The organism is Micromonospora sp. NPDC048839 (assembly GCF_040649915.1).
GTDB lineage: Bacteria > Actinomycetota > Actinomycetes > Mycobacteriales > Micromonosporaceae > Micromonospora.
Window position 1 is genome coordinate 274,767 of record NZ_JBEZGL010000001.1, and the last position, 26,448, is coordinate 301,214.

The window sequence follows — 26,448 nt, forward strand, 5'->3', positions numbered from 1 at the left end:
TGACGCCGGAGGTTCCGATGAGCCACTCCGTCGCCGGAGAGCCGCCCTCTGCCGGCCGTCGCGCCGCACCCCTGACCACCGCTGTCTACTCCGCCGCCGAGTGGGATCTGCTCATCAGCCTGCCCGGTCGCGTTCTCGTGGCCACCGCGGCGCCCCGCCCCGGTCGCCCGGATCGGGGAGTGCTGGCGGGTCTGACCGGCCTGGACGCCGTGGCCGCGGGCCGAGCCTCCGACAGCGACCTGGTCCGTGCGGTGGTCGCCGCCATCTACGCCCGTCACGACGGCACGTCGCCGCCGGTCGAACGCCTCGCCGACCTGGTGGACCTGCTGGCCGCCTGTCGGGCGGCGAGTCGCGTCCTCGGGCGGCGCGCCGACCCCGCCGACTCGGCCGCGTACCGCCAGTGGGTGCAGTCGGTCGCGGCCCGGGTCTGCCGCGCGGTGCCCGGCCCCGGCGAGCGCCGCGTGGACCAACCCGCCACCCCGGCGGACCGGCGCTTCCTGGACCGACTCGGTGCCGCGCTCGGTCTGGGCTGACCGGCAGGCCGTCGCGCCGAGCGCCGGCACGGTCCGTACCCTCTGGTGATCGTGACCGACGACCAGCTTGAGGTGGGCGTGGGCCCCTGGCCGGGGGACCCACCGGACGACCCTCGCTATGACCCGCAGTTGCTGGCGGAGGGGGATCGGCGCAACGTCGTCGACCGCTACCGCTACTGGCGGCACGAGGCGATCGTCGCCGACCTGGACCGGCACCGGCACGGCTTCCACGTCGCGATCGAGAACTGGCAGCACGACTTCAACATCGGCACGGTGGTCCGCAACGCCAACGCGTTCAACGCCGCCGAGGTGCACATCGTCGGGCGGCGTCGGTGGAACCGGCGCGGTGCCATGGTGACCGATCGCTACCAGCACGTGCGACACCACGAGACGATCGAGGAGTTCGTCGGCTGGGCGGCCGATCGGCGACTGCCGGTGTTCGGCATCGACAACCTGCCCGGCTCACTCCCGCTGGAGACCGGCACCCTGCCCCGGAGCTGTGTGTTGCTGTTCGGTCAGGAGGGACCCGGTCTCTCCGCGCCGGCCCGCGCGGCGTGCGACCAGCTCTACTCGATCGCCCAGTACGGCTCGACGAGATCGATCAACGCGGGCGTGGCCAGCGGTATCGCGATGCACGCCTGGATCCGTGCGCACGCCGGCGCGCCGCCGGACTGACCCACGTACGGTGCCGAATCGGACGTTCCGGCTTGACGTGCCGGCGGTCCGGGGAGACGGTGGGGATGTGAGTGTCGCGGTGAGTTGTCCGAGATGCGGGGGCCCGGTACGGGCGCCGGATCTGATGCACACCGACTCGAGGTGCGTGCGCTGTGGCCCGGTGCCGCCGTTGCACGTGCCCGAGCACATCGGAGCGGAGATCGTGGCGAGCGTGGTGGAGCAGATCACCGCGACCGGCGATCCACCGGTGACGCCGTTGTGGTGCCCGTGGCCGCTGCCCCCCGGTTGGACACTCACCGGCGTGGCGTACGCCGGGGACGACCGGACGGGAGTGCGGGCGACCGCGGTGGCCTGCGCCGGTCCGGCGCCACTCGGTGGTGGTCCGGCGGATCTCGTCTTCGTGGCCGAGGAGCCCGGTGTGGGCCTGGGCACCCGACTCGCCGGGCTGTCCGGCCCGGACCCGGGGCCGGAGTTGGTCGGCGCGCTTACCGATCCGGGGCCAGGTCACCCCGACCACGTCGGACAGGCGAAGATCAAGGTCGGCGGCCATCCGACTCCACTGTGGTTGGTTAATTCCCCGACGGATCGAAGCGCGTACGCCGGCGAAGCTCGGGGAATGTGGCTCCATGCGATAGCCTGGCCGGCGAGTGCGGGTCATCTCCTCGCGGAAGACGTCGTGTTACACGACCTGACCGAGTGGACTCCGCCCGAGCTCGTGTACGGCGCACCGTCCCCGTACCTACCCGGGAGGGCTTGACAAGCTTTCCGGGTTGACGGAGAACGGACGCAGATCTTCACTGTACGACACCACACTGATACTCTGGGTGCCGCTGCGGTAATGGGACCCGGCGCCGCGCGAGAGGATGGCCCGCCATGGTCAAGAAGGTCCTCACCTGGGCCGGAATCGCATTCTTGATCTTCTTCGTCGCCTACCGGCCAAACTCTGCGGCGGATGTGTTCAAGTCGCTCGGCGGCGGGATCATGGATATCGCCCAGGGGTTCGGCGACTTCTTCACCAGCCTCGTCGCTTAACCGCCGATGGGCAGCCCTTCCGGTCCACCCTTCGACCCGGACGGCCCCGACCGGGAACGTCGCGAGCGAGACACCGAGCCGATCCCACGGATCGGGCCTGATGACGGCCCGGACTACGGGGCCGGTCCCGGCCTGTCCGACGGTCCGTCCCTTTCGGACGACGTCGGCTATGGCGACGGGCCCGGCTACGCCGGCCAGGGCCGTTCGGGTCGAGGGTGGATCCGGGACCCGGAGGCCGGCTACCAGCAGCCGCAGATCTCCGAGGACGAGCTGGCCGGGTTGCGCGCCGACGCGACGGGCGCGACTCCTCGGCGGGTGCTGCCCCTGGAGGACGAGCCCAGCTCGCTGGTCGCCCGCTACCTCTTCCCGACCGAGCGCTACCGGGGTGAGTGGAAGCGGCACTGGATCCACCTCACCAACCCACTTCTCATCGGCGTCGCGGCGACCTTCGTGCTCGGCTACCTCTCCGGCTTCCTCGCCGGCAACGACGTGGGCGTGCTGACCACCATCGCCGTGCTGCTCTGGTTCGCGGTGATGGGGTGGGTGGCGTGGAAGGTCGCCGACTGGTGGTATGACCGTTTCATCCTGACCAACAAGCGGGTCATGGTTGTCAACGGCATCGTGACCCGCAAGGTGGCGATGATGCCGCTGGTCCGGGTCACCGATATGAAGTACGAGCAGACGCCGACGGGGCGCGCCCTCAACTACGGCACCTTCGTGCTGGAGTCCGCCGGCCAGGAACAGGCGCTCCGCGAGGTCAAGAATCTGCCCAACCCGAACGAGCTCTACCTGCGTGTGGTCGAGGAGATGTACGAGCCGCAGGCAGTCGAGGCTCGGCTCGGCAAGGAGGCCGACGAGGCCAAGGCCGACGACGGGGCGTGAAGGTTTCCGACCGAACATCGGAGCAAGTGCGCACCTTTCGCCATGGACCGGTACGCCTCTGACGTGGCACTCTGCCAGGACGGCTGGGGCGTGGAGGTGGGCGGTGGCGAGCAGGGATCCGTTGGAGGAGCAGTTCCGCGAGTTCGTCGCGGCCCGCTCCGCCGCGCTCCTCCGCACCGCCTATCTGCTCGCCGGCGACTGGGCCACGGCCGAGGATCTGCTCCAGACCGCGCTGACCAAGACCTACCTCGCCTGGAAGCGGCTCGGGGGGATCGAGGCCGTCGAGTCGTACGCCCGACGCGTGATGGTCAACACGTCGACCAGTTGGTGGCGGCGACGCTGGCACGGTGAACGCCCCACCGAGGTGCTGCCGGAACGCGCCGGTGTCGACGAGATCTCGCAGCAACTCGACCGGGACCTGCTCTGGCGGCACCTCCGCGAGTTGCCCACCCGGCAGCGGGCGGTGCTGGTGCTCCGCTACTACGAGGACATGTCGGAGGCGCAGACCGCCGCGATGCTGAACATCTCACCGGGCACGGTGAAGAGTCAGTCGTCCCGGGCGTTGGCCACCCTGCGCCGTCGGATGGGCGCCGACACGCCGGACCTGACCGCCGCAGCCGGTGCTGCCGGTCGGCCGGCGACAGCCGGTGCTGGCAGTCGACCGGCCGCTGCCGGTGCTGCCGGTCGGCCGGCCGCCTCTGCCGGCCGGTCCGGCGGCTCGAGCGCCCCGACCGGACCGGCCCCGACCGCCGGTGCCGCCGCCGCGCGCAGAGCGCGCCAGTCGGCCGGCCGCCCCGAGCCCCGCCCGGCCACTCCCCGCCCGGCCGCGCCGCAGCCGATCGGCCCGCAGGTCGTGCTCCCCTCCGCCCCGGCGCCCGTGCCCGTCGGCACTGGCCCCGGGGAGCAGCAGTGAGCGCATTGCCGGGCCAGCCCGACAACCGGACGGACGGCCCGCGGCGTTCTTACCAGGTGCGGCCGGAGGAGTTGGAAGGTGCGGTGCGGGAGACCCTCTCGCGCCAGGTCGCCCTCGCCCGCCCACAGGGCGTCGACCCGGCGGGCCAGGCCATCCGTCGCGCGAACCGGATCCGGCGGCGGCGTACCGCGGTCGGCCTGGCCATCGGGGCGGTCGCCACCGTCCTGCTCAGCGCCGGCATGGCACAGCTCGGGGCCGAGACCGGACGCGAGGGTTCACCCATCGTGGTGATCGGTGACCCGGACCTGTCCGGTCGGCCGATCCCGACCGGCAGCGCTTCCGGCGCCGATCCCTCGCCCGGACCGTCGGCGGCCCTGCTCGGGACCGAGACGCTTGTCGGCCCCGACGGCCGACGGCTGGTGCTGCCCGACGTCGGATCGGCCGAAAGCGCCCAGCCCCTGTCCGGTGGCGGCGGTTGGCTGGTGGTCAGTACGCAGACCACCGCGGGCCGCTTCCTCCGGGTGGTGCAGAACGACGGCCTGGTGCAGGTGCTGCTTGCCGGAGCGGGTTCGATCGTGCTGGCCCCGGACAGCCGCCAGGTCGCCTGGCGGGACGGCAGCGATCTGCTGGTGGCGGGGGTGGTCGGCGGTCAACTCATCGGTGCGGCGCGCACCGCGGCGCCCGCCGGAGCGGTGCCCGTCCGGTTCGTCGGCGACAGCGTGCTGGTCCGACCCGACCCGGCGGACGCCGGCCACGCCCTCTGGCGGCCCGGCGCGGGGCCGTTGACCGAGGCCGTCGACCAGGAGACCCTCAACTTCTACGGGAGGCTGCCCGACGGGCGGCTCGTCGGGCAGATCTCCACCGACCCGGGTCGGACCTGCCTGGCCGTGCTCGACCCGACCCGTCACCTGCACCCCGTCGAGACCGGCTGCGGGCCGGAGCTCAGCCAGGACGGCGTCGGAGAGATCTCCGCCGACGGGCGGTGGCTGTTGGTGAACGGGCGGGTCGGCAAGACCAGCCAGGCACTGCTGGTCGACCTGCGGCGGCTTGGATCGAACCCGACAGCCGTCTCGGCCGGGCCACCGATCACCGGTGCGATCGTCTGGACCGACGAGACCCACGCCTCCTACCTCGACGCCGCCGGCGCGCTGGTCCAGGTCGACGTCGCCCGGGTGCGGGCAGGGACACCCGCGAGCCCCGCCGCGGTCTCCGGAGTGCCGGCCGGGGACCGGCCGGTCCTGGTGGCCGGCCTCTGATCCGCTCGAGGTGACCTCCGTGAGCCGGGCTCGGTTGTACCTCGGTAGCGTCGGACGGTGACCTCGCGTACCGGCTCCGCCCCGCGTATCGACCTGCACACCCACTCGACGGCCAGCGACGGCACGCTGCCCCCGGCTGAGCTGGTTCGGGCTGCCGCCGAGGCGGGGCTGGACGTGCTGGCGATCACCGACCACGACACCACCGCCGGTTGGGCGCCGGCCGTGCGGGCGCTGCCACCGGGACTACGCCTGATCCGGGGGGCGGAGCTGTCGTGTCGATGGTCCGGCACCCGGCCGGCGGTGCCGCTGCACCTGCTCGCGTACCTGTTCGACCCGGACCACCCGGAACTGGTGGCCGAGCTGGGCCGGGTGCGAGCCGCCCGGGAGGAGCGCGGCGAACGGATCGTCGAGCTGCTGCGAGCCGACGGCATCGACGTGAGCTGGCCGGACATCCTGGCCGGTGCCGGCGGCGGCACCGTCGGCCGCCCGCACATCGCGCAGGCGCTGATCCGGGCCGGCCTGGTCGGCAGCACCCGGGAGGCGTTCGGCCCGGACTGGCTGGGCGAGCGCTACCGGCTGCCCAAGGACGACATCGACGTGTTCCGGGCGATCCACCTGGTCCGGTCGGCGGGCGGCGTGCCGGTCTTCGCCCACCCCCGGGCCACTCGGCGCGGTCGGGTGGTGCCCGACGAGTTGATCGCCGAGCTGGCCGCCGCGGGGCTGGCCGGGCTCGAGGCCGACCACGAGGACCACAGCCCGGCCGAACGGGAGCACGTGCGGGCGCTCGCCGCCGAGTTGGGAATGTTCGTCACCGGCTCGTCGGATTTCCATGGCACCCACAAATCCGTCCAGCTCGGTGCCTTCACCACGAGCGTCGATGCGTACGAGCGGATCGTCGCCGACGGGGTGACCGAGGTCGCTTCGGGCTGATCCGGGTATTTTGCCCACTGTGGCGCGGCTAGGTTGATCACGTGGATCTGAAGCTGTTCGGCGAGGTCTTCGTGACCCTGCTGGTGATCACCGACCCGCCGGGCATGATGCCGATCTTCCTGGCGTTGACCGGCCCGCTGCCCGCGCGGGACCGTAACCGGGCCGCCTGGCAGGCTGTCACGCTCGCGTTGGGCGTGATCGTGGTCTTCGCGGTGGCGGGGCAGACCCTGCTGGACTACCTGCACGTGGACCTGCCGGCGTTGCAGGCGGCCGGTGGGCTGCTGCTCGTGCTCGTCGCACTGGAGCTGCTCACCGGGAAGACCGACGGCCCGAGCACGGACGCCACCTCGAACATCGCGCTGGTGCCGCTGGGCACCCCGCTGCTGGCCGGTCCGGGCGCCATCGTGGCGACCATGCTCTTCGTCCAGCAGGCCGACGGGTTCGCTGACTTCACGGCCATCGCCGTGGCGATCCTCGCCGTGATGCTCGCGGTGTGGATCGTCCTCCGCTTCTCCGGCGGCATCGTGAAGATCCTCCGGCCGGGCGGGATCGAGGTGCTGACCAGGATCGCCGGTCTGCTGCTGGCCGCGATCGCCGTGCAACTCATCGCCGACGCGGTGTTCGCGTTCGTCACCCAGTACGTGAACATGACCTGACCGGCTCCCGCACGGTGTCGGGGGTGGGTGGCAGGATCGCAGGCGTGCGACGATCCTCCTCAGCGGGACGGCCGGCGGCCGGTGGCCGGGCTCCCCGACAGCGCGCCGGCGATGCCGAGCAGCTTGGCTTCGAGGGCATGCCGGAGCGCCTGTTCGTCTGCACCCCGAGCAAACTCGGTGCGTACGCGGACTGCCCGCGCCGCTACCGCTACTCCTACGTCGACCGGCCGGCCCCGCCCAAGGGCCCGCCGTGGGCGCACAACTCGCTCGGCGCCAGCGTGCACACCGCCCTGAAGAACTGGTATGCGTTGCCCGCCGACCGGCGTCGCCCCGAAGCCCTGGCCACCCTGCTCAAGGGCACCTGGGTCCGCGAGGGTTACCGCGACGACGAGCAGGAGCGGGCCGCCTATCGGCGGGCGCTGGGCTGGTTGGAGGCGTACGTCGAGACGCTCGACGCCGACTCGGACCCGCTCGGCGTGGAGCGGGTGGTGGCGGTCAAGACCGCGGTGCTGGCGTTCAACGGCCGCACCGACCGGATCGACTCACGACCCGGGCCGGATGGGCCCGAGCTGGTCATCGTCGACTACAAGACCGGCCGCACCGGTCTGGACACCGACGACGCCCGGGGTTCGCAGGCGTTGGCGCTCTACGCGTACGCGGCCGAGCGGGTGTTCCGCAAGCCGTGCCGTCGGGTGGAGCTGCACCACCTGCCGACCGGGACGGTCGCCGGCCACGACCACACCGTCGAGTCGCTGGCCCGGCAGTTGACCCGCGCGGAGGAGACGGCCCACGACATCATGGCCGCCGAACGGGCGGTCGCGGACGGCGCCGACGCGGACGAGGCGTTCCCGGTGGCGCCCGGCCCGCGCTGTGGCTGGTGCGACTTCCGGCGACACTGCCCGACGGGCGCGCAGGTGCCGGGCAAGGAGCCGTGGGCGGCCATGGACCGGCACGTCGACGGCTGACCTCGGGTGGCGGCGGCCCGGTCAGCAGGCCAGTTGGCTGGCGGCGTGACGCGCGGCCCGCTCCTTGGCGGCCTGGATCAACGGCCCCTCCAGGTAACGACGGGGCACGGCGGCGAACGCGAGCCGCAGCGCGCGCACGGTCAGGTCCGCCGACACCGCGGTGGTCGGCAGACCGAGCCCGCCGTACATCCGGCGCGCCCAGGCCGGCAGCAGTGCGAAGGCGGTGCCGGCGATCCCCAGGTACGCCCAGCGGGGTGGGCCGAGGGTGAGCCCCAACCGGGCCGGCAGGCTGAGCTTCCACGGCAGCGGCGGAGCGGTGAGGAAGATCGCCGTCTCGGCTGCCTCGCGGGTCATCCGCAGCTCCGGCCGTACGTCGCGGTAGTAGTCCTCGACCTCGGCCGCGGTGCCCGGCACGGTGGCCGGGTCCAGACCGACCAGCTCGGCGGATCGGCGCTGCTCGGTGTAGTAGCCGTCCACCTCGTCGTCGCTCAGCGGCAGCCCGGCTCGCCGGGCCGTGCTGAGGAACGACTCCACCTCGGTGACATGCACCCAGCGCAGCAGGTCCGGCTCGTCGATCCGGAACTCCTCGCCGGTGCGCAGGTCGGTGGCCCGCAGCCGGTCGTGCAGTCGGCGCAGCCGGGCTCCGGCCGCCTCCGCCTCCACGGTGGTCCCGTAGACGGTGGTCGCGACATAGGTGGCGGTGCGGACCAGCCGGCCCCACGCGTCGGTGCGGTAGTTGCTGTTCTGCGCGACCCCGGCCATCGCCCGAGGGTGCAACGCCTGGAGGTAGAGCGAGCGCAGGCCGGCGACGATCAGGATCGGCTCCTCGTGCACCTTCCACGTGACCGAACCTGGACCGAAGAGGCCGAGGTCATCGGAGTCCACCGCCCAAGAGTGCCACGCTCGGGCCGACCCTGTCGGACACGTCCCGTCGGCGCCGCGGGGTCACACGTCGGCGGCGCGGCGCTCCCGGCAGCCCGGGCAGAGACCCCAGAAGGTCACTTCGGCCTCGTCCACCTCGAACCCGTGCGTCACGTTCGGCTCCAGACACGGTGCGCTGCCCACCGCGCAGTCGATGTCGGCGATCTCGCCGCAGCCCCGGCACACCACGTGATGGTGGTTGTCGCCGACACGCGCCTCGTAGCGGGCGGGACCGCCGGCCGGCTCGATCCGGCGGGACAACCCGGCCCGGGACAGCGCGCCCAGCACGTCGTACACCGCCTGGGTGGAGACCGAGTCGAGGCGTTCCCGGACGCGCCGGCTGATCTCGTCGACCTCCAGGTGACCGCCGTCGGCCAGCACGTCGAGCACGGCGAGGCGGGGCCGCGTGACACGCAGGCCCTTCGATCGCAGCAGCTCCTCCGCGGCGGACATGCGCCAATGACAGCACGCGCGACAAGCATCGACAACCGTCGCCCGGCCCGGGTGGTCGCCGACACAGCCCGGGAAGATCGGGCCTGCGGCCTCCGACGGTGAACCCGATCGACGCGGCGCGCGTGTGACCGGTCGAGAGCCTGCGGACGGCCCGGTCGGACCGTACGCCTGCGCTCTCCTGACCATGATCCACCTGGAGGGTTCGATGTTCGAGGAGATCCTCGGTCTGCCGGGACACGTCCTGGTGGTCCACGCGGTCGTCGTGTTCGTGCCGCTGCTGGCGGTGCTGGCCATGGCGTACGTGGGGCTGCCGCGGTGGCGGCACCGGCTGGACTGGGCCCTGGGCCTCCTCGCCGTGGCGGCGCCGGTGACCGCGTTCGTGGCCGTCAGGTCGGGTGAGGTGTTCACCGACGCGCTTGTCGCCCGGGGCTTCCAGGGACCGATCCTCGACCAGATCTTCGATCACTCCCGCTACGGCGACATCCTCTTCCGGATCGTGGTGCCGCTCGGGATCGGGGCCATTCTGCTGCTGGTGGCGACCAGTGGGCATCCCCGGGTGCCGCGGCTGCCGACGCTTGTCACCCCCGTGCTGGCGGTGGCGGTCGTGGCGCTGTCCATCGCCGCCCTGGTCTACGTCTACCTCACCGGCCACAGCGGCGCCGAGGCCGTCTGGGGCACCACCCTCTGACCCGCTTCAGAAGATGATTCGCGAGCAGAGCAGGCAGACCACGACCACCAGCACCACGGCGGCCCCCACCCCGAAGCCGTAGGTGACCCGCTGCGAGCGCTGCTCAGCCGCGTCCAACTCGGCCATGTCCTGCGGCGGCAGCCGTCGTGGCGGCGCCGGCCGCAGATGTACGGGTGGCCGCCACCCGGCCGGCGGCGGCACGGTCGGCGGCGGGCCGACATAGCCGCTCGCGGGGGTGCTCGTGGACGCCGCGGAGGGCTGGGCCGCCACCGCTTCGTCACCGGTGCCGGGCCGTCGCCAGTAGTCGTCCGGGGTGCTGCCACCGCTGGGGGTCGTCACGCCGTCCGACGCTACCAACGCGACCGGCGGCCCGTCCGCTTCTGCGCGACGCGCCACCGTCGGCGACCGGTCCACTGCCCGTCCGCTGCGCTAGTCTTGCCGCTCGTGAGCCCCATGGACCCCGGCAACCAGGCCGCGCCGGACGACGACCGCACCGTCGACCTGAGCGAGGACTTCGTGGTGCTGCCCGAGCAGACCTCCGACGACACCGACCGGGGCTGGGGCGAGCGGGCGGCTGGCAACGACGACTGGCTGCTCGCCGAGCGTCCCCCGCACTGGGACTGACGCCGAGCGCGGCGACCTCCCGGCGCGGCTCAGTCGTGGACGACAATCGCGAAGCGCGTGCCCTCCGGTAACCCGGCGGTGCGTTGCGCCTGGTCCGGACGAAGCGCCAGATAGAGCGTCGGGGACCTGTCGGTCGGGTCGGCGCCCAACACGTCCAGCACCAGCGCCGCCGGAGCGAGCAACGCCGCTGCCGTGCCCACCCCGCCCGGTGGCACCGCGAGCAGGTCGACCCGGACTCCTGGACGGGCCACCGCCAGGGCGGCCGGCTCGGCCAGCCGGACCGGCACCCCGACAGCGCCGTTCGGCAGCGGCAGCGGACCCGCCGTGCCGCTGTCGGTGGTTGTGCCGCCCCTGGACGTGGCAGCCGTTCCCGTCGGCCCCTCGGTGGGCGCGGCGGGCGGCGGGCAGCCGGTCGGCGTGTGCAGGACGGCGGCGGCCAGGCCGAGCAGGGCGGCGACCAGGCCGGCCCGGAGCAGGACGGGTCCGCCGGGCAGGGCTGGTCGGCGCAACGGACGTAACGCCCGCGCGGAGTCTGGATCGCCCATCGCCTCTGTCGCCTCCCGCCCAGGGACGTCGCAGTGACGACCCATGGGCGGCAGACTAGGCGGCTCACGCCCTGGTCAACCGGCCGTTCGCCGGCGCCTGTGGATAACCGGACGGCCTGTGGACAACGCCCGTCTGCCGGCTCGATCTGCTACGCGGACGGTTGGGCCGAGCCCGGCAGTGCGCTGATCGACTCGGGGTCACGGAAGCCGGGGTGTCCGGCCCGCCTGGACGGGCCGCGTTCCGTGAACCCGAGTGGATCAAAGTGTGGTCGCCGAGCGAGTCGACGCTGGCGGGTCAGGACGCGGAACTGGCCGCCGCGGCCTTGCCGCCGCCGCTCGACCCGCCGGACGAGGACGACCCCGACGAGCCCGAGCCCGACGAGGACGACCCGGACGACGACCCGGACGACGAACCCGACGACGACGAGGACGAACCCGAGGACGACGAGCCAGACGACCCGGAGTCCGCACCCGAGGACGATGACTCGGACTTACCGGGCTTGCCGGTCGTGCCGCCGGCCGTCGCCTCGGAGCCGGACGCCCGGGAGTCGGTGCGGTAGAAGCCCGAACCCTTGAAGACGATGCCGACCGAGTTGAAGACCTTCCGCAGCCGCCCCTGACACGCCGGGCACTCGGTCAGCGGCTCGTCAGAGAAGGACTGCACCGCCTCGAGCTGGTGACCGCACGTGGTGCAGGCGTACTGGTACGTGGGCACGTTCTCCTCCGGATCTGGGCTCAGCCAGTTGGCACTCGACGTATTCGAGTGCCAATGGTGCGTCATTCGCCCCGGGTTCGTCCAGCGGACGTGTGAGGCGCGACATCATGCGGCGCACCCGGGCCGGCGTCAAGCGTACGCACCCCGTCGGCGGGGGTGACGACCGCGCGGACACGACGGTCGTGTGGTTCCGCCGGCAGCGCCTCGACCAGCTCGCCGTCGTGCAGGGGAACCACCGTCAGCGTCGTCTCGGGCACCCGGGCCAGTGCCCGGTCGTACGAACCGCCGCCGCGTCCGAGTCGCCGACCGAGGCGGTCGACGGCGAGAGCCGGTACGAGCACCAGGTCCGCCTCCGCCGCGGCGGCCACCCCGAGGCGGGCGCCGGTCGGCTCCCGGATACCCCGGCCGGCGGCGATCAAGGCCCCCGGCCCGGTATACGCCGCCCAGTCCAGATCCAGGTCGTCGAGGAGGACCGGCAGCAGCAGCTCGGCGTCGGCCGGAAGGGCCGCTCGCAGCACCTCCGGCAGGTCCGCGCCGCCCGGCTCGGAGCCGACCGGCACGTACGCCGTCATCCGGCGGGGGCGCAGCCGGCGTACCAGCGTGACCAGCTCGGCCTGCACGCGCCCGGCGGCGACGGCCCGGGTGGGGCCGCTCAGCGCCCGGCGGCGGGCGAGCAGCTCGACGCGGGCGTCCCGCTTCGCCATTCGGGTCACTTCCGCTTCATCAGAAAATTCCGCCACGCAACACTCCTGACGCAACGCCTCTCTCACGGTTGCACTGTGTCAGCATCGCAAGCAACGGAGGCGGAACTTCCGGGGGGACCGAGTGACGCTACGCGGGCGGTTGACGGCAGCCTTCCTCGTGGTGGTGCTCGGCCCGGTCCTGCTCGGCGCGCTCTTCGTCGCCTCCACCGTCAGCGCCGTCGACCGCAGCCGCTCCACCGAGCGCCTGGCGGTGGCGGCGTCCACCGTGCGGACCTCGGTCGACGCGCTCTGCCAGCAGCTCCGCGCCACCGCCGACGTGCTGGCTCTCAGCGCCGATCCGTCCGTCGCCGCCGCCCAACTGATCGGCCGGGGCCTGGTCGCCGCGGTGCTGATCACCGACGTGAGCGGCGAGACCACCTTTCTGTCGCCCGGGGCGCCGTCGACCCCGTGGCGGGACTGCTCCGGCCCGACCACGGATGTGACAGGTCCGGTCCGCGCGCTGGCCGTCCACGTCGACCTCCGCGACCGCGGCGGCGCGCTGCTGGGCACGGTGACCGCCGCGCAACGTGTCGACCCGGCATTCGTGGCCCGGCTGGCGGCGGTGACCGGGGTGGCGGTCACCCTGCTCGACAGCGGAGCCAGCGCCGCCCGGGTCACCCACACGACCGAATCCCGCGAGGTACGCGACGCGGTGCTGGCCGCCGCCAGCGCCGTCAACGGTGAGCGGGTGACCGAGACCAGCCAGGGCCGGTACGTGCGCAGGGTCGGACCCTCCGACGCGCAGCCGCTGCCGCTCGTGGTCTCCGTGCCCAGCGAGCGCCCGGCGGGGCTGCACGCCACGCTGATCGGGGTGGTCGTGGTGGCCGCGCTGCTCGCCGTGCTGACCGCCTGGCGACTGGCCCGGATGACCACCCGACCGCTGATCGAGCTGGCTGGCGCGGTCGACCGGGTGGCGCACGGCGACCTGACCGCCCGGGTGCCGGTGCGCAGCCGCGACGAGTTGGGCCGGCTGGCCGCCGCGTTCAACCGGATGACCCGGGAGACCGGCTCCTACGTCGCGGCGTTGACCAGCAACCGCGACCAGCTCCGCGGTCACCTCGCGGTGCTCGGCGACACCCTGGCCAGCACGCACGACCTGCAACGCATCCTGCGGGTGATCCTGCGCAGCGCCATCGGCGCCACCGGCGCGCGTGCTGGCGCCGTGCTGCTGGTGGAGACCGGCGGGATGCTCGTCGCACAGTGCACCGAGGGGTTGGACGGGCGCTGGCCGGAGGCGGACGCGGACGGGCCACCGACGCTCCGGGTGCCGGTCGGGGTCGGTGTGGTCGGCGCCGTCGCCGCCACCGGGGAACCACAGCGGGGGAGGGCGGAGCCGACCGACGCACCGTCGATCGAGCCACGCTGCCGCACGTACGTCGCGGTCCCGTTCGCCACCCCGGGCTCGGCCGCGGCCACCCTCAGCGGATCCTCCGGCCCCGCCGACGAGGCCGGCGTGGCGGCGGCGCTCGGCGTGCTGGCCCTCTACGACCGCCTGGGCGCCGACGGGTTCGACGACGACGACCTGGCCACCCTGCGCACCTTCGCCGGACACGCGGCGGTGGCTGTCGACAACGTCCGGGTGCACGAGGAGGCCCAGCGGCTCTCCCTCACCGACCCGCTCACCGGGCTGTGGAACTACCGCTACCTGCGCGAGTCGATCCGACGTGAGGTGGAACGGGCCAGCCGCTTCGGGCGGATGCTCAGCGTCCTCGCCCTGGACCTCGACCGGTTCAAGGACGTCAACGACACGTACGGGCACGCCGCGGGGGACACGGTGCTGGCCGAGTTCGCCAGGCGGATGCGCGGCGAGATCCGCGAGGTCGACCTCGCCTTCCGGCAGGGCGGTGAGGAATTCGTGCTGTTGCTGCCGGAGACCGACGCGCGGGGCGCGGCGATCGTGGCCGAGCGGCTCGGCGCGTCGGTCCGCGAGACGCCGATCGCCGTCGAGGCGTACGCCGGGCCGGTGCTGGTGACGGTGTCGGTGGGCATCGCCGTCTACCCGGACAACGGCAGTACCGGGCGGGAGGTGTTGGAAGCCGCCGACGACGCGCTCTACGCGGCCAAGGCGGCCGGCCGCGACACCTACCGGGTCGCCGAGGTACGCCCGGACGTGGCCACCCGGGAGATACCGGTGCTCGCGGGTGCGGTCAGTCCACCCGACGGGCTGCCGCGCGCCGGCCAGCCGGTGCCTCTCAACCGGGAGCCGGGCGGGTCCGCCCGGTCGGAGCCGGCGGTGGGCGTACCGGAAGGGTCGCCGGCGCACACGTGGCCCGACCCGGCCGACGACCCGGCGGACATCGACGCGGATGCGGCCCGCGCCGGCCCGGATCCGGCGCGGCCGGGGCCGGGTGGCGGCGCGTCTTCTGGGCCACACCCGCCGCGACAGAGCCGTGGCCGATAGTCTCGCGGCATGTCGGAGCACTCAGCGAACCCCTCATCGACGGCCGCCTCGAACGGCCGTCCCCTGGCGGTCAAGGCCGTCATCCCGGCCGCCGGACTGGCCACCCGGTTCCTGCCCGCCACCAAGGCGGTGCCCAAGGAGTTGCTGCCGGTGGTGGACCGGCCGGTTCTGCAGTACATCGTCGAGGAGGCCACCCAGGCCGGCATCGGTGACGTGTTGCTGATCACCGGTCGGGGTAAGACGTCGATGGTGGACCACTTCGACCGTCGCCCCGACCTGGAGACCAGGCTGGAGGAGAAGGGTGACACCGAGCGGCTGGCCGCGGTGCGTCGGCCCAGCGAGCTGGCCGAGATCTACACCGTGCGGCAGCCCGAGCAGCTCGGGCTCGGCCACGCCGTCGGGTACGCCGAGTCGCACGTCGGCGACCAGCCCTTCGCGGTGCTGCTCGGCGACGAGTTCGTCAAGCCGTCGGAGCCGCTGCTGCCGGCGATGCTCGAGTTGCAGGCCCGCACCGGCGGTGTGGTGCTCGCCTTCTTCGAGGTCGACCCCGCCGAGACCAAGCGGTACGGCATCGCCTCCGTCGAGCCCGCCGAGGCGGAGCTGACCGACATCGGTGAGGTCGTCAGGGTGACCGGGATGGTGGAGAAGCCGCAGCCCGAGGACGCCCCGAGCAACCTCGCGGTGCTCGGCCGGTACGTGCTGCCCGGCAAGATCTTCGACGCGATCCGGCGGACCAAGCCCGGCAGCGGCGGCGAGATCCAGCTGACCGACGCGATGGAACTGCTGCGCACCGAGGGCACCCCGGTGCACGCGATCGTCTACCGGGGCACCCGCTACGACACGGGCATGCCGCTGGGCTACCTCCAGACGGTGGTGCAGATCGCCGCCGAGCGCGAGGACCTGGGCGCCGAGTTCCGGTCCTGGCTGGCCGACTTCGTCAAGGCCGACGCGGCAGGCGGATCTGGTACATGACCGCGACGGCCGACGCCGAGGCGGCCGCGAACGAGTTGACGCCGCTCGCCGACTACCTGGGCAGCGTGCTGCGCAGGTTGCGCGCGCTGCCGCCACTCGACCTCGAGCTCACCCAGGCGCACGGCAACGTCCTCGCCGAGGACGTCGTCGCGCCGCACGCCTTCCCGGCCTTCGACCAGGCGGCCGTGGACGGCTACGCGGCGCGCTGGGAGGACATTTCCGGAGGGGGCCGGGGCCCGAGCTACGTCCCGGCCCCCTCCGGCACGCGCGGTGGCCGGACCATCCGGCTCAACGTGGTCGGCGATCTCGGGGCGGCGAGCTGGCGGCCGGTGCGACTCACCCCGGGCTCGTGCTTCTCGGTGGCCGCCGGTGCGCCGCTGCCGGTCGCCGCCGACGTCGTCGTCCCGGTGGAGTGGACCGACCAGGGCATGGCCGCGGTGGAGATCTTCCGCACCCCCAAACGGGGGTACGGGGTCCGGCGCGCCGGTGCGGAACTGCCCGCCGGCACCCTGCTCGCCCGCGCCGGCACGTACGTCTCCCCGGCCCTGGTCGCGGTCTTCGCCGCCACCGGCATCGGGCACGTGGTGGTCCGGCCCAGCCCGCGGGTGGTCATCGTGGCCACCGGTGACGAACTCGTCGACGTGGGTCGGGGCAGTCAGCCCGGGCAGGTCGTCGACGCGAACTCGCACGCGCTGACGGCCGCCGCGGCCGAGGTGGGCGCACTGGCGTACCGGGTGGGGATCTGCGACGACGACCCGGAGGGGCTGCGCGGGTTGCTGGAGGACCAGACCCTGCGCGCCGACCTCATCATCACCACCGGGGGCACCGGCACCGGCCCCGGAGACATGGTGCGCCGGATCCTGTCCCGCCGCGAGGGTGGCCGGGTCGGGCCGGTCACGTTCACCGACGTGGCGCTCTATCCCGGCACCGCGCTCGGGTTCGGCACGGTCGGCGCCGAGGAGGTGCCGGTGGTCTGCCTGCCCGGTGACCCGGGTGCCGCCCTGATCGGGTTCGAGGTGCTGGCCCGCCCCGCCATCCAACTGCTCGCCGGCGCCGAGCCCGTGTTCCGCCCCAGCGTGCGGGCGCACCTGCTGGAGACCGTGTCGTCCCCGGCCGGGTTGCGCGAGTTCCGGCCGGCGCACGTCGCCGAGCGGCGCGGCGGCGGGTACACGGTGCAGCCACTCAGCGGTGGACCGTTCACTCTCTCCGGGCTGGCCGAGGCGAACGGGCTGCTGGTGCTCGGTGAGCGGGTCACCACCGCCGCGGCCGGCTCTACCGTGGACGTCCTGCTGCTGGACCGCCGCCGGTGACGGTGTCCCGGTCGGACGGTTGGCGGGTCCTGGCGGGTCCACTTGCGCGCGTCACCGCCTCGCGCGGGAGACTGTAGGGGTGAGTCTCTTCGGACCCCCGCGGGCACCGGGCTGGCCGGTGGAGTTGGCGGACGGCCCGGTGTTGCTGCGGCCCTACCGGCGCTCCGACGCGGTGCCGTGGTCGGAGATCCGGCGGGCCAACCGGGCCTGGCTGGCGCCCTGGGAGTCGTCGTTGCCCGGCGGTTGGGACGAGCTGAACTCACCTGCCGCGTTCCGCTGGGTGCTGCGTGACCAGCGGCGCTCGGCCCGGGAGGGTGACGGCATGCCCTTCGCGGTCTGCCTCCGTGAGGGCAGTCGGGACCTGCTGGTCGGGCACATCAACGTGGGCAGCATCGTGCGACGGGCGCTCTGCTCCGGCTATGTCGGCTACTGGGTGGACGCCCGGGTCGCCGGCCAGGGCGTGATCCCGACGGCGCTCGCCCTCGCCGTGGACCACGCGTTCGGCCCCGGCGGGCTGCACCGGGTAGAGGTCAACATCCGTCCGGAGAATCGGCCGTCGCGGCGGGTGGTGGAGAAGTTGGGATTCCGCGAGGAGTCGTACCACGTGCGCTACATGCACATCGACGGCGCCTGGCGTGACCACATCGGATACGCGATGACGAGTGAGGAGATCGCTGCCGAGGGCGGCCTGCTGGCCCGCTGGCATCGGGTACGCGCCTCCGCCCGCTGAGAGGCTGTCCCACGGACGGGATCGGCGCGGCGCGACGGCTTCCTGGTCGGTCCGCCGTAACCTCAAGTAACTGCAAGTTGCGGCGAGCGCTCTCCGGCCGGACGATCCACGCACCTAGGCGCGATCGGTGGAAGATCCTGCGGTGGGGTGGCGGTTGCTCCGAATTCGGTGACGGGAGGGGTGAGGGTGCCGACCTCGGTGCTCCTCGCCGTCCTCGCCGCCGCCGGCCTGCTCGCCCTGGCCCCGGCGTTGGTTCGCCGGTACGACGCCACCGAGCGGTTGGTGGCGGAGCGGGCGCAGTCGACGGCGCGGGTGCTCCAGCGCCGCCGGCGGCGACGTACTGTCCCGGGGCGGCAGCCGGTCCACCCGCCGCGCTCACTCGTCGTCACCCTGAGCGAGGATGCGACTACCGGAGTGTTGACCGCGCCGGTCTCCGGGCCGCAGGCCGGCCGCCGCTCCGGTCGACTGCGCGCCGTGCCACCCGCGCCGAAGCGGTCCCGCCGCCGCCCGTCGTCCCGCCGTCAGCACACCCCGGCCGTGTACCGGCGTCGCCGGGTGCTCGCCGCCCTGCTGCTGCTCAACGTCGTCGAGTTGATCGGTGTGCTGTTTGCCAGCCCGGGCTTCTGGATCGGCTTCGCGGTCACCTTCCTGCTCCTGACCATGTACGTCGTCCACCTGCGGGGTCGCGCCCTCGCCGGGCGCCGCCGCCGCCGCGCCCGAGCCCGGGAGGCCGCCTGGCTGGCCGCCCGGCAGGCCGAGGTACGCCGGGAGCAGGCCCGCCGCGCAGCGGCCCGCCGGGAGGCGCAGCGCCGCCTGGCCGCCCAGCGCGAGGGGGTACGCCGAGCCGCGATGGGCCTGGACCGCCCCGGCGACCTGCCGGCGGCGGTCAACGGTGGCTCGGTCTCGTACCGACGGGCCGGCGGGCTCCGCGGGCGCCCCTACGAGGCCGGCCGAGGCGCCTGACCGCCAACGTCCCGTGCCGGCCGTCGGCTCGCCGGCCGTCGGCTCGTGCCGGCCGTCGGCTCGTGCCCACGTCCGGGCCGTCGGCTCGTGCCCACGTCCGGGCCGGCGCCCTGGCTGGCGGCTTGGCTGGCACCCGGGCGGATGGCTTGATCGACTCGGGTTCCAGGAAGACGGCCGGACCAGCGCTTGATCGACTCGGTTTTCAGGAAGAGGGGGTGTCGAGGCGTCCCGGATGCCCCGATTTCCCGGAACCCGAGTGGATTACCGGGCCAGGTGGAGCGCTGCACCGGGGGCGGATTCGCGGTGGGGGCCGGCGACCTGTTAGCCTTGCTGCCGGCCCGCCCGGTGTAAGCCGGGTGGGACCGAAGCCGGTTCGCCGGTGGGGGGCTGTGGCGCAGACTGGTAGCGCACCTCGTTCGCATCGAGGGGGTCAGGGGTTCAAATCCCCTCAGCTCCACCACGTAAGAGCAGGTCAGGGCGGGTTCTCGTAAGATCGAGAGCCTGCCCTTGATCATTTGACCGTCAGGCGACCGGCGGGCGGAGCCCTAAGCCTCTACACCCGTAGGTGAGCGCGGTGAAGGTCGGTGGGCACCGCGTTAGCTGAACCGCTCGGTCGTCACGGGTATCAGACCCTGCTGTCGCAGGACTGTCGTCAGGTCGGACAGGGTCGAACCCACCGTGTCGTCGGCGGCGGCGCCCAGCAGGACTGTCACGTCCAGAGCCCAGGCCCGGGTGTGGGCGACCCGTCGTAGCTCCCAGCCGAACCGGTCGCCGCCCTTCTCCAGGTGACCGCTCGCGGCCGATGCGCCCGTGGCGTCAACCGGCGTACGCCAGCTCGCCCGGAGGCTCGTCACCTGGTCCGGATGGAGATCCTTGGCGAAGAGGACGCGGTAGACGCGCCGCTCGTGCCAGCCGGCCGGCGGCTGTGCCGGGCCGAGTCGCAGCGGCGCGGCGGTCGCGATCGGCTGGTGGACGAGGAGGTACGAGCGCAGCTCCGTGTCGTCGGGCAGTTGCCCGCCACCGAGCGTGCGGTAGTGACCCTCGGCCTCGGCGCGGGAGGTGGGGACCACCCGCGCCGACGTGTCCGGGTCGGTGCGGATGCTCCGGCTGAGCGCGGCGGTACTCCACCAGCCGGCGGCCGGCGTCCAGCCCGCGCTGTGCAGGCCCGTGCTGATGTGGTCGTGCTCCCGGGTGAACTCCTCGACCACGAGCCCCGCGACCGCGCGGGTCGGATCAGGGTCGTCGGGTCGAGGCAGTACCAGGTAGTAGTCCAGCGAGGACGGTGACCGGTGCGCCGTGGTGACCGCTGGACGAGGGGCGGTGTGCACGGGGTCGGCAGCCATCTGTGCCATCTTTCGTGGTGCTTCCGTCGTGGACCCGGCCACCGTAGCGCCTGGCGGCCGGGTCGTGCCGGCCGCCAGGCGGGACGGATCAGGACCGGGTGAGCTTGACGGTCGAGGTGTCGGTCACGAAGACGTACTCGTCGTACGGGATGTCGTAGGCGATGGCCCGGGTGATGGCCTCGGCGAGCCCCTTGCCGAACGGGGTGGTGCCGGTCGGGACGGCCGCGGCCGTCCATTGGACCTGGCTGCCCGGGGTGCAGGTGACCTGGGTGGAGAAGCTGCCCCGAACCAGCACCTTCCGGACGATCTGCGTGACGGTGCCGTCCACGGACACCGAGATGGGCTGGTTGCAGGTCACCGTGCCGTGCAGGACCGCGTTGCCGTTCACCCGGTGGGCGATGCCGTCGGTCGCCACGGCGAGTGCGAGTTGCAGCCGCTCGGGCGGCGGCGGGTTGGCGATGTGCACCTCGCCGCGAGCGGCCGCCGTCGCGCCATTGCAGTACTGCTCGAAGGTGGCGTCCAGGGTCTGCACGTAGCCGTTGGAGCCGAACACCGCGTTGACGATCGTGAAGGTGCCGGTCGCGTCGTCGCAGCCCCGCCCGTTGCCGGACAGGTCGAGCCCGGGGCCGGCCCCGTTGTACGGGTATCGGCTCGTTGTCTCGTAGGTGCCCGGCACCAGCGCCGCGCTGCCGGGCGCGTCGAAGGTGAGCGACCACTGGTCGCCGTTGTAACCGCTGATGCTGACCGTCACGCGGCTGTTGTCGAGCGGGCTGTCCGCCGTGAGTTGGTCGCTGTCGTCGGTGGAGTACGAGTAGGAGCCCCCACCGGTGATGTAGTCACCGGGGTCGCCGCCGAAGGAGACCGATCCGGACTCCACGGTCTGCGCCTGTGCGGGTGCGGTCAGGGCCAACCCACCCGACACACAAACGATCGACAGGGCGGCTGTGACTGCCGCCTTACGCCAGGATCCCTGCATCCCCGTTCCTCTCTGAGGCAAGACAGCCGCACGGGCGGTTGCCCGGCGGTTACTGTCAGCTCATTACGGCACGGATTGATGGTCATAGTCGGCCGGTGCGACAAGCCGTACAAAGAGGAGTGTCCGCCACCAGTCACCGCGAACGACCCGAATCTGGCCGGCCGTCGTCGCCGTGCTCAACCGTGGGCACCGTAGGTCAGCGCGATTCCGCTGCTGTCATCTCACCGACACGCCGCAACCGTGCGGTCTGCTCGCGGGTGACTCAAGTAGTAATCGGCGCTCGGGCTCAACCGGGCTCACACGGGGAGAAAAGATGACTCACACCGCTCGACGGACGCTGGCCGGCGTCACCGCCGCCGGCCTGCTGACCGCCTCTCTCGGCGTCGCTGTCTCCGCACCGGCGACCGCCGCGCCCAGGGCCGCCGCCCTCGGCACCTGCAAGATCAGCACGCTGCCGTACCCGACCGACACCTACCGTGCCGATGCGAACGTCATCGACCCGACGGGCCGCTTCGTTGCCGGCTCGGCCCTGCGGATCGAGGGCACCGACAACCAGTACCTGCTGCTGTTCTGGGACCGGAATCGGCTCACCGAGGTCGAGGCGCCGAGCATGGCGACCCCTGCCGACGTCAACGCCGACGGCGTCGTGATCGGCAACGGCTGGGGCAACAGCGGCCAGCCGTGGCGGTACCGCAACGGCAGGGTCGAGCAGCTGCCGGTGGTGCCGTCCTCCACGGGCATCTCCGTCACCGCCATCAACAAGGCCGGCGACATCGTCGGCCTCGGTAATGACATCGACACCGGGGAGTTCTTCGCGGTGCGCTGGCCGGCGGCTCGGCCGGGCACGGTCGAGGTGCTCGACGCCCCGGCCAATGCCCAGCCGCGAGGGATCACCGCGAACGGGACCATCGTCGGTACCGCCGGTGACTTCGGGTACTGGACCAGTTGGGTCCGCCGGCCGAACGGCCGGTACGACGCACTCACGGTCCCCGGCGCGCAGATGTCCTATGTCAGCGAAGCGGCCGGTCAGTGGGCGATCGGCCATGTCGACCTGCCGGACAGCATCTGGGTCCCGGTGCGCTGGAACCTCCGGGACGGCTCGTACACGACGCTCGACCCGCAGTCGCCGTCGTTGGAGGACGTCAACGCCAAGGGCGTCGTGGTGGGCGCTGACCGGGTCGTGCGGGGTACGACCTCCCGGGTGCTGCCGGGAGGCAGCGACGGGGTGGGCATCGGTGCCCGGTCCATCTCCGACACGGGCACCATCGTCGGGTTCCGCAACGGGGAGCGACTCACCCCGGTGCGCTGGACGGGCTGCTGACACCACGGACAACTGACAAGTGGGCGGGCACCCGTACGGGTGCCCGCCCGCATCGCGCCTGGGTTACGAGTTCCGGCCGGTGATCCCGATCGCGTTGGTCCTGGCGTCGTCGTCCTGATTGGTGCTCACGACGGCGGCCACGATGCCGCCCGCGCAGCAGAGCAGGGTGAGCACGGCCGTGGTGATCGCGACGACCACGGCGGTTCTCTTGGAGGCGTGTGTCCGTGCCGTCGCCGGTGCGACGAGCGGATAGCCCGGCAGCCCGGTCACCGGGAATCCCCGACCGGTGCCGGCCGCCGGATACGCGGCACCCGAGAACGGCGGCTGCGGTGTTGCTGGAACGGGGCGGTCCGGTGGCTCCAGGTTCGACTGCTGGCGGTGGTGCGGCCCGACGGTGGGCTGGGGGTGGGTCACCGTACTCCTTGACGCCTCGGTACGTGCGGTTCGAGAACTCCACCGACGCTACCGTGCGGGGCCGATGGCCCTCGGCGGTCAGCGCAGGGGGAGCACCGCGGCGGTGCGGACCAACCCGTCGACGACCACGAAACGGCCGCTGATCGACGCTGGCGGATCGTCGACCCCCGCCTCGTCCAGCCGGGCCCGTGCGATCCGGGCCGTGAACGTGCCCGCGTCGGGATCGATGTCCAGTCGGGCGTCCTGGAAATCCAACCAGCTCCCGACGACCGGATGCCAGACCTTGTAGACGGTCTCCTTGGCACTGAACAGCACGATCGGCCAGAAGGTGCCGCCGGGCAACCGCGCGCAGTCGGCCTCCTCCTCGGGCAGCAGCACGAGTCGGCGTACTCCCGGACTGATCTCGCGGTGTTGCTCGGCGTCCATGCCGACGGACCGGATGTCGGTGGCATGCGCCGCCGCGGCGGCGCAGTAGCCGGCGGTGTGGGTGATGGCGCCGACCACCCCCGCCGGCCAGACCGGCGCACGGTCGGCGGCGGCCGGCACGGCGATCGGTGGCAGGCCGAGCTCGGTCAGCGCTCGTCGGGCGCAGACCCGCCCGGCGGTGAAGTCCCTCCGGCGGGTCGGCACGGCCTGGTCGCCGAGGCACGCCTGCTCGGCGGCGAGCAGCTCGCCGACCCAGTCGGCCGGCCCGGCGACGGCCACCGCGACTGTCGGCGGCAACAGGTCACGCATTGCGCTGGCTTACCCGTCGGTAGGAATGGAGGATCGGGTCAACCGTCAAATTTCCGACTCCCACAACCGGAGAAGGTACCGCAAGGATGTAACACCGGAGGGCCGCGTACCGCCCTCTCTGATGGCTCCGGGGGGACCACCATCGAACCTGGCCGGGCACCGCTGCTGGCCAGCCCGTGGACATTGGAAGGACGTGCGATGACCGATGGTGCCGAACGGGCGGGGGTGCGGGCCGAGGACCACGCCCCGAAGACCCCCTGCTGGAGCTGCGGCTCCTGCGGTGACGAGTGGCCGTGCGCGACCAAACGCAGCCGGTTGTTGGCTGAGTACGGCAGTGATCGGGCAATGCTCAGCGTCTATCTGGGCTCCTGCCTCGCCGCCGCCACGGAGGACCTGCGCACCGCCCCGGTGATGTCGCTTCAGGGCCGCTTCATCGGCTGGCTGCCCCGCCGACCTCGACGCGACTGACCGCTGGTGGCCCCGCCGTCGGGCGGGGCCACCAGCGGGGCCGGACGCCTCAGCGGCGCCGCGGCCGCCGGGTCATCGCGAAACCCACCACGCCGGCCACCGCGGCGAGCACGCCGCCGATGCCGGTCCAGACCCACCGCGAGCCGAGATCCGGCAACCAGTCCGCGAGTGGGTCGCCCTCGTCGTCGGCATCCGGGTCCACCGGGGGTACGGCGTTGAGCACCGTGCCCGCCTTGGTGTTCGGCACCAGCGGCGCGGCCAACTCACCGTCGTCGGCCGAGGCGCCCCGATCGCCGATGGTGCCGATCAGCAGGTCCACGTCGATCGGCGCGCCCAGATCCGCCTCTGGCAGGTCGATCACGGAGAGCCGGACGACGTACGAGCCGGGCAGCGGGTCGGCCGACCAGGGCTCGGCCCACGGCCGCACCTCGCGCAGGGTGCAGCCCAGCGCCACGCTCGTCGCCGTGGCGTCCACGGTCGGGGTCTGCGCCCCCGCCGTGCACGCCTGACGCCGCCGTAGACCGTCGAAGACGTCGACCGTCCAGGTGGATGCGCCGCTGCGCCCCTTCGGGAAGGTGACGGTGGCGCTGATCTCCTGCACCTGACCGGCGGTCGCCGGGAACGACCAGTAGAGGTGGTCGCCGATCGAGGCGTCCACCCGCACCGGTTGTCCGGCGGCGATCGGGGTGGCGCTGAGGAACGACGTACCGGCTCGGTTCACCGGGGTGGCTCCGGGGGAGGGGGTCGGCGCGGCGACGGCCGGGGCGGGAAGCAGCGCGGCTCCGCCGGCGGCGAGCAGGGCCGCCAGCGAACGCGACAGTGCGGTACGCATCAGTTCTCCCTCCAGGTGGCGACCCACCAGCGGGTGAGCAGGCCGGCGAGCAGGCCGGCGAGCAGCCCGACGACGGTGAGCAGGGCGAGCAGGGCCCAACCTCGGCCGAGGTCCGGTCCGTCCGGCGCGGGCGCGGCGGCGACCACGTCGATGGTCAACTCCACCGGCATGCCCGGAGTCGCCGCGGTGCCGGGGCGTGGGGCGAACGAGTTGCTGACCACCAGGCAGACGGTGGTGGGTTCGACGACCGGGGTGGCGCTCTCCTTGATTCGCGCTGCGTCCTCGTCGTCGGCCGTGGCGGACCAGCGCAGTCCGGCGGAGAGCACGTCGGCTCGCCCGCTGCTGGCGTCCGCGCCCCGGACCAGTTCCCGGCCGTCCGCCGCGGTGGCCCGCAGCAGCACCCCGTAGTCCCGGTTGACCGCTCGGTCCAGCGCCATGCTCACCGATGCGCGAAGTTCCTGCCCGGGGCGTACCGGCACCCGGTAGTAGCGGTGCTCGGAGAACGCCTCCCGGTCGGCGTAGACGCCGGGGGCGAGTAGTGGCGCCGTGTCGCAGGCGTTCGCGCCGCCGACGACCGTCGGCGCCCGGGTGTTGGTGTCGCCGGCCCGCTCGACGAGCTGCTTGATCCGGCCGGTCAGCTCCTCGGCGCTCTGGGCGGCGGTGTAGGTGCCGCCGGTCGCGCTGGCGATGCAGAGCAGTTGTCGGCGGACCTTCTCGTCGGGAGCCAGGCCGAGGGTGTCGACGACCAGGCTGGTGCCCTGGGCGGCGAGTTCCCGGGCCACCTCGCACGGGTCCGGCGGCGCGCAGGTGTCCTCTCCGTCGGTGATCAGCACGATCCTTCGGGTGGTGGCCCCGGTGCCCAGGTCCTGTGCGGCGGAGCGCAGTGCCAGGCCGACAGGTGTGAACCCGGTCGGCCGCAGCGTCGCCACCGCGGCCTTGGCCGCGCTGCGGTCCACCGGACCGACCGGCACGATCTGCTGGGTGTCCTGGCAGCCGACCTTCTTGTCCTTGCCACGGTAGGTCGCGCCGAGCACCCGGATACCGAGCTGGGTGTCCTCCGGCAGCGCGTCCACCACCTCGTTGAAGGCCTGCTGGGCGACCGAGATCCGGCTGCGTCCGTCGATGTCGGCGGCGCGCATCGAGCCGCTGACGTCGAGCACGAGCTCAACCCGTGGAGGCTCGGGAAGCGGCTCCTCGTCGGCCTGCGCCGGGACCGGCCCGGCCAGCGCGGTGGTCGCCAACAGTCCGAGAAGGACAGCCGCCGATCGTTTGAAGTTGATCACGGCCCGCAGTGTAGTGAGATCCACTTTGGATGATCACTTGGGATGGTGGGGGTTGGCGGCCGGCCACCCCCGGCCCGAGTTGACGAGCCGCACTGGCCGGCCCCATCACGCGCTGGGTCCACGTCAGGTCACCCTCGGTCAACTGCACGATGGCAAGCATCGGCTCGGC

At 72.9% G+C, this 26,448-nt stretch carries 31 protein-coding genes, 1 tRNA gene and 1 pseudogene; 21 read left to right on the forward strand and 12 right to left on the reverse strand.

Going from position 1 to position 26,448, the window contains the following annotated elements; translation table 11 throughout:
* The first annotated feature begins 17 nt into the window (after positions 1-17).
* The 10 genes from AB0C25_RS01300 to AB0C25_RS01345 all read left to right on the forward strand — a co-directional run bounded on the left by AB0C25_RS01300 (position 18) and on the right by AB0C25_RS01345 (position 7,842).
* The gene (locus AB0C25_RS01300; RefSeq protein ID WP_357241173.1) at positions 18-533 is read left to right on the forward strand and encodes a hypothetical protein; all 516 of its coding nucleotides are present in this window, start codon (positions 18-20) and stop codon (positions 531-533) included.
* A gap of 51 nt (positions 534-584) precedes the next feature.
* A complete protein-coding gene (locus AB0C25_RS01305; RefSeq protein ID WP_357368371.1) occupies positions 585-1,208 on the forward strand; it encodes an RNA methyltransferase in 624 nt (207 codons plus the stop codon).
* A gap of 79 nt (positions 1,209-1,287) precedes the next feature.
* Positions 1,288-1,965, forward strand: a complete 678-nt coding sequence (locus tag AB0C25_RS01310) for a DUF6758 family protein (RefSeq protein ID WP_357368373.1) — start codon at positions 1,288-1,290, stop codon at positions 1,963-1,965.
* Between the two features lie 116 nt (positions 1,966-2,081).
* A complete protein-coding gene (locus AB0C25_RS01315; protein ID WP_007455302.1) occupies positions 2,082-2,240 on the forward strand; it encodes a hypothetical protein in 159 nt (52 codons plus the stop codon).
* Between the two features lie 6 nt (positions 2,241-2,246).
* Entirely contained in the window at positions 2,247-3,122 is an 876-nt protein-coding gene (locus tag AB0C25_RS01320) for a PH domain-containing protein (protein WP_357368375.1), read from the forward strand.
* A gap of 103 nt (positions 3,123-3,225) precedes the next feature.
* A complete protein-coding gene (locus AB0C25_RS01325; protein ID WP_357368377.1) occupies positions 3,226-4,035 on the forward strand; it encodes a SigE family RNA polymerase sigma factor in 810 nt (269 codons plus the stop codon).
* On the forward strand, positions 4,032-5,291 hold the full coding sequence (locus AB0C25_RS01330; protein ID WP_357368379.1) for a hypothetical protein: 1,260 nt from the start codon (positions 4,032-4,034) through the stop codon (positions 5,289-5,291). The genes AB0C25_RS01325 and AB0C25_RS01330 overlap by 4 nt, the downstream gene beginning before the upstream one ends.
* 57 nt (positions 5,292-5,348) lie before the next feature.
* Positions 5,349-6,221 (forward strand): PHP domain-containing protein, encoded by an 873-nt coding sequence (locus AB0C25_RS01335; protein WP_357368381.1) that lies wholly within the window; start codon positions 5,349-5,351, stop codon positions 6,219-6,221.
* Positions 6,222-6,262: 41 nt separating this feature from the next.
* Positions 6,263-6,877: a MarC family protein gene (locus AB0C25_RS01340; protein WP_357368383.1), complete on the forward strand. Its 615-nt coding sequence runs from the start codon at positions 6,263-6,265 to the stop codon at positions 6,875-6,877.
* Positions 6,878-6,921: 44 nt separating this feature from the next.
* Entirely contained in the window at positions 6,922-7,842 is a 921-nt protein-coding gene (locus AB0C25_RS01345; RefSeq protein WP_357368385.1) for a PD-(D/E)XK nuclease family protein, read from the forward strand.
* Between the two features lie 21 nt (positions 7,843-7,863).
* Here the strand turns inward: AB0C25_RS01345 and AB0C25_RS01350 are convergent, their stop codons facing one another.
* On the reverse strand, positions 7,864-8,727 hold the full coding sequence (locus tag AB0C25_RS01350) for an oxygenase MpaB family protein (protein ID WP_357368387.1): 864 nt from the start codon (positions 8,725-8,727) through the stop codon (positions 7,864-7,866).
* A gap of 60 nt (positions 8,728-8,787) precedes the next feature.
* Positions 8,788-9,216, reverse strand: coding sequence for a Fur family transcriptional regulator (locus tag AB0C25_RS01355; protein WP_357368389.1), 429 nt, complete (start codon positions 9,214-9,216; stop codon positions 8,788-8,790).
* Positions 9,217-9,421: 205 nt separating this feature from the next.
* On the opposite strand from AB0C25_RS01355, the gene AB0C25_RS01360 reads away from it, so the two are divergent.
* The gene (locus tag AB0C25_RS01360; protein ID WP_357369012.1) at positions 9,422-9,904 is read left to right on the forward strand and encodes a hypothetical protein; all 483 of its coding nucleotides are present in this window, start codon (positions 9,422-9,424) and stop codon (positions 9,902-9,904) included.
* A 6-nt stretch (positions 9,905-9,910) separates the two neighbouring features.
* Here the strand turns inward: AB0C25_RS01360 and AB0C25_RS01365 are convergent, their stop codons facing one another.
* Positions 9,911-10,243 (reverse strand): hypothetical protein, encoded by a 333-nt coding sequence (locus tag AB0C25_RS01365; RefSeq protein WP_357368391.1) that lies wholly within the window; start codon positions 10,241-10,243, stop codon positions 9,911-9,913.
* Between the two features lie 105 nt (positions 10,244-10,348).
* On the opposite strand from AB0C25_RS01365, the gene AB0C25_RS01370 reads away from it, so the two are divergent.
* Entirely contained in the window at positions 10,349-10,528 is a 180-nt protein-coding gene (locus AB0C25_RS01370; protein WP_357369065.1) for a hypothetical protein, read from the forward strand.
* 29 nt (positions 10,529-10,557) lie between these two features.
* Here the strand turns inward: AB0C25_RS01370 and AB0C25_RS01375 are convergent, their stop codons facing one another.
* Positions 10,558-11,073: a flagellar biosynthesis protein FlgA gene (locus AB0C25_RS01375; RefSeq protein WP_357368393.1), complete on the reverse strand. Its 516-nt coding sequence runs from the start codon at positions 11,071-11,073 to the stop codon at positions 10,558-10,560.
* A 212-nt stretch (positions 11,074-11,285) separates the two neighbouring features.
* On the opposite strand from AB0C25_RS01375, the gene AB0C25_RS01380 reads away from it, so the two are divergent.
* Complete coding sequence (locus AB0C25_RS01380; protein WP_357369067.1) at positions 11,286-11,633, forward strand: hypothetical protein; 348 nt, start codon at positions 11,286-11,288, stop codon at positions 11,631-11,633.
* A 14-nt stretch (positions 11,634-11,647) separates the two neighbouring features.
* On the opposite strand, the pseudogene AB0C25_RS01385 reads toward AB0C25_RS01380, so the two are convergent.
* Positions 11,648-11,854 (reverse strand): annotated as a pseudogene (locus AB0C25_RS01385) (FmdB family zinc ribbon protein); the annotation flags it as partial.
* Positions 11,851-12,528 (reverse strand): 5-formyltetrahydrofolate cyclo-ligase, encoded by a 678-nt coding sequence (locus tag AB0C25_RS01390; protein ID WP_357368395.1) that lies wholly within the window; start codon positions 12,526-12,528, stop codon positions 11,851-11,853. The pseudogene AB0C25_RS01385 and the gene AB0C25_RS01390, both read right to left, overlap by 4 nt.
* 85 nt (positions 12,529-12,613) lie before the next feature.
* Between AB0C25_RS01390 and AB0C25_RS01395 the strand changes: the two genes are divergently transcribed.
* From AB0C25_RS01395 to AB0C25_RS01420, 6 genes are all read left to right on the forward strand, one after another.
* The gene (locus AB0C25_RS01395; RefSeq protein ID WP_357368397.1) at positions 12,614-14,932 is read left to right on the forward strand and encodes a diguanylate cyclase; all 2,319 of its coding nucleotides are present in this window, start codon (positions 12,614-12,616) and stop codon (positions 14,930-14,932) included.
* Between the two features lie 9 nt (positions 14,933-14,941).
* Positions 14,942-15,904 carry a UTP--glucose-1-phosphate uridylyltransferase gene (locus AB0C25_RS01400; protein ID WP_357368399.1) on the forward strand — a complete coding sequence of 321 codons (963 nt, stop codon included), beginning with the start codon at positions 14,942-14,944 and terminating at the stop codon, positions 15,902-15,904.
* Positions 15,901-17,214 carry a gephyrin-like molybdotransferase Glp gene (gene glp / locus AB0C25_RS01405; protein WP_357241216.1) on the forward strand — a complete coding sequence of 438 codons (1,314 nt, stop codon included), beginning with the start codon at positions 15,901-15,903 and terminating at the stop codon, positions 17,212-17,214. The genes AB0C25_RS01400 and glp overlap by 4 nt, the downstream gene beginning before the upstream one ends.
* A gap of 79 nt (positions 17,215-17,293) precedes the next feature.
* Positions 17,294-17,944, forward strand: coding sequence for a GNAT family protein (locus tag AB0C25_RS01410; RefSeq protein ID WP_357368402.1), 651 nt, complete (start codon positions 17,294-17,296; stop codon positions 17,942-17,944).
* Between the two features lie 180 nt (positions 17,945-18,124).
* Complete coding sequence (locus AB0C25_RS01415; protein WP_357368404.1) at positions 18,125-18,907, forward strand: hypothetical protein; 783 nt, start codon at positions 18,125-18,127, stop codon at positions 18,905-18,907.
* Between the two features lie 383 nt (positions 18,908-19,290).
* Positions 19,291-19,367: transfer RNA gene (locus tag AB0C25_RS01420), tRNA-Ala, on the forward strand.
* A gap of 136 nt (positions 19,368-19,503) precedes the next feature.
* On the opposite strand, the gene AB0C25_RS01425 is transcribed toward AB0C25_RS01420, so the two are convergent.
* Together AB0C25_RS01425 and AB0C25_RS01430 are read right to left on the reverse strand one after the other, a co-directional pair.
* Positions 19,504-20,250 (reverse strand): hypothetical protein, encoded by a 747-nt coding sequence (locus AB0C25_RS01425; RefSeq protein WP_357368406.1) that lies wholly within the window; start codon positions 20,248-20,250, stop codon positions 19,504-19,506.
* Positions 20,251-20,338: 88 nt separating this feature from the next.
* Positions 20,339-21,226 carry a hypothetical protein gene (locus tag AB0C25_RS01430; RefSeq protein WP_357368408.1) on the reverse strand — a complete coding sequence of 296 codons (888 nt, stop codon included), beginning with the start codon at positions 21,224-21,226 and terminating at the stop codon, positions 20,339-20,341.
* Between the two features lie 313 nt (positions 21,227-21,539).
* On the opposite strand from AB0C25_RS01430, the gene AB0C25_RS01435 reads away from it, so the two are divergent.
* Entirely contained in the window at positions 21,540-22,547 is a 1,008-nt protein-coding gene (locus tag AB0C25_RS01435) for a hypothetical protein (RefSeq protein WP_357368410.1), read from the forward strand.
* 63 nt (positions 22,548-22,610) lie between these two features.
* Here AB0C25_RS01435 and AB0C25_RS01440 read toward each other — a convergent pair whose 3' ends face one another.
* Together AB0C25_RS01440 and AB0C25_RS01445 are read right to left on the reverse strand one after the other, a co-directional pair.
* A complete protein-coding gene (locus tag AB0C25_RS01440) occupies positions 22,611-22,961 on the reverse strand; it encodes a hypothetical protein (protein ID WP_357368412.1) in 351 nt (116 codons plus the stop codon).
* 78 nt (positions 22,962-23,039) lie between these two features.
* Positions 23,040-23,696, reverse strand: coding sequence for a 4'-phosphopantetheinyl transferase superfamily protein (locus tag AB0C25_RS01445; RefSeq protein WP_357368414.1), 657 nt, complete (start codon positions 23,694-23,696; stop codon positions 23,040-23,042).
* A gap of 198 nt (positions 23,697-23,894) precedes the next feature.
* Between AB0C25_RS01445 and AB0C25_RS01450 the strand changes: the two genes are divergently transcribed.
* Positions 23,895-24,164, forward strand: coding sequence for a hypothetical protein (locus AB0C25_RS01450; protein ID WP_357368416.1), 270 nt, complete (start codon positions 23,895-23,897; stop codon positions 24,162-24,164).
* A gap of 49 nt (positions 24,165-24,213) precedes the next feature.
* Here AB0C25_RS01450 and AB0C25_RS01455 read toward each other — a convergent pair whose 3' ends face one another.
* Together AB0C25_RS01455 and AB0C25_RS01460 are read right to left on the reverse strand one after the other, a co-directional pair.
* Entirely contained in the window at positions 24,214-24,996 is a 783-nt protein-coding gene (locus AB0C25_RS01455) for a peptidase (RefSeq protein ID WP_357368418.1), read from the reverse strand.
* On the reverse strand, positions 24,996-26,279 hold the full coding sequence (locus tag AB0C25_RS01460; RefSeq protein WP_357368420.1) for a VWA domain-containing protein: 1,284 nt from the start codon (positions 26,277-26,279) through the stop codon (positions 24,996-24,998). Before AB0C25_RS01460 ends, AB0C25_RS01455 begins: the two co-directional genes overlap by 1 nt.
* Positions 26,280-26,448: the final 169 nt, after the last annotated feature.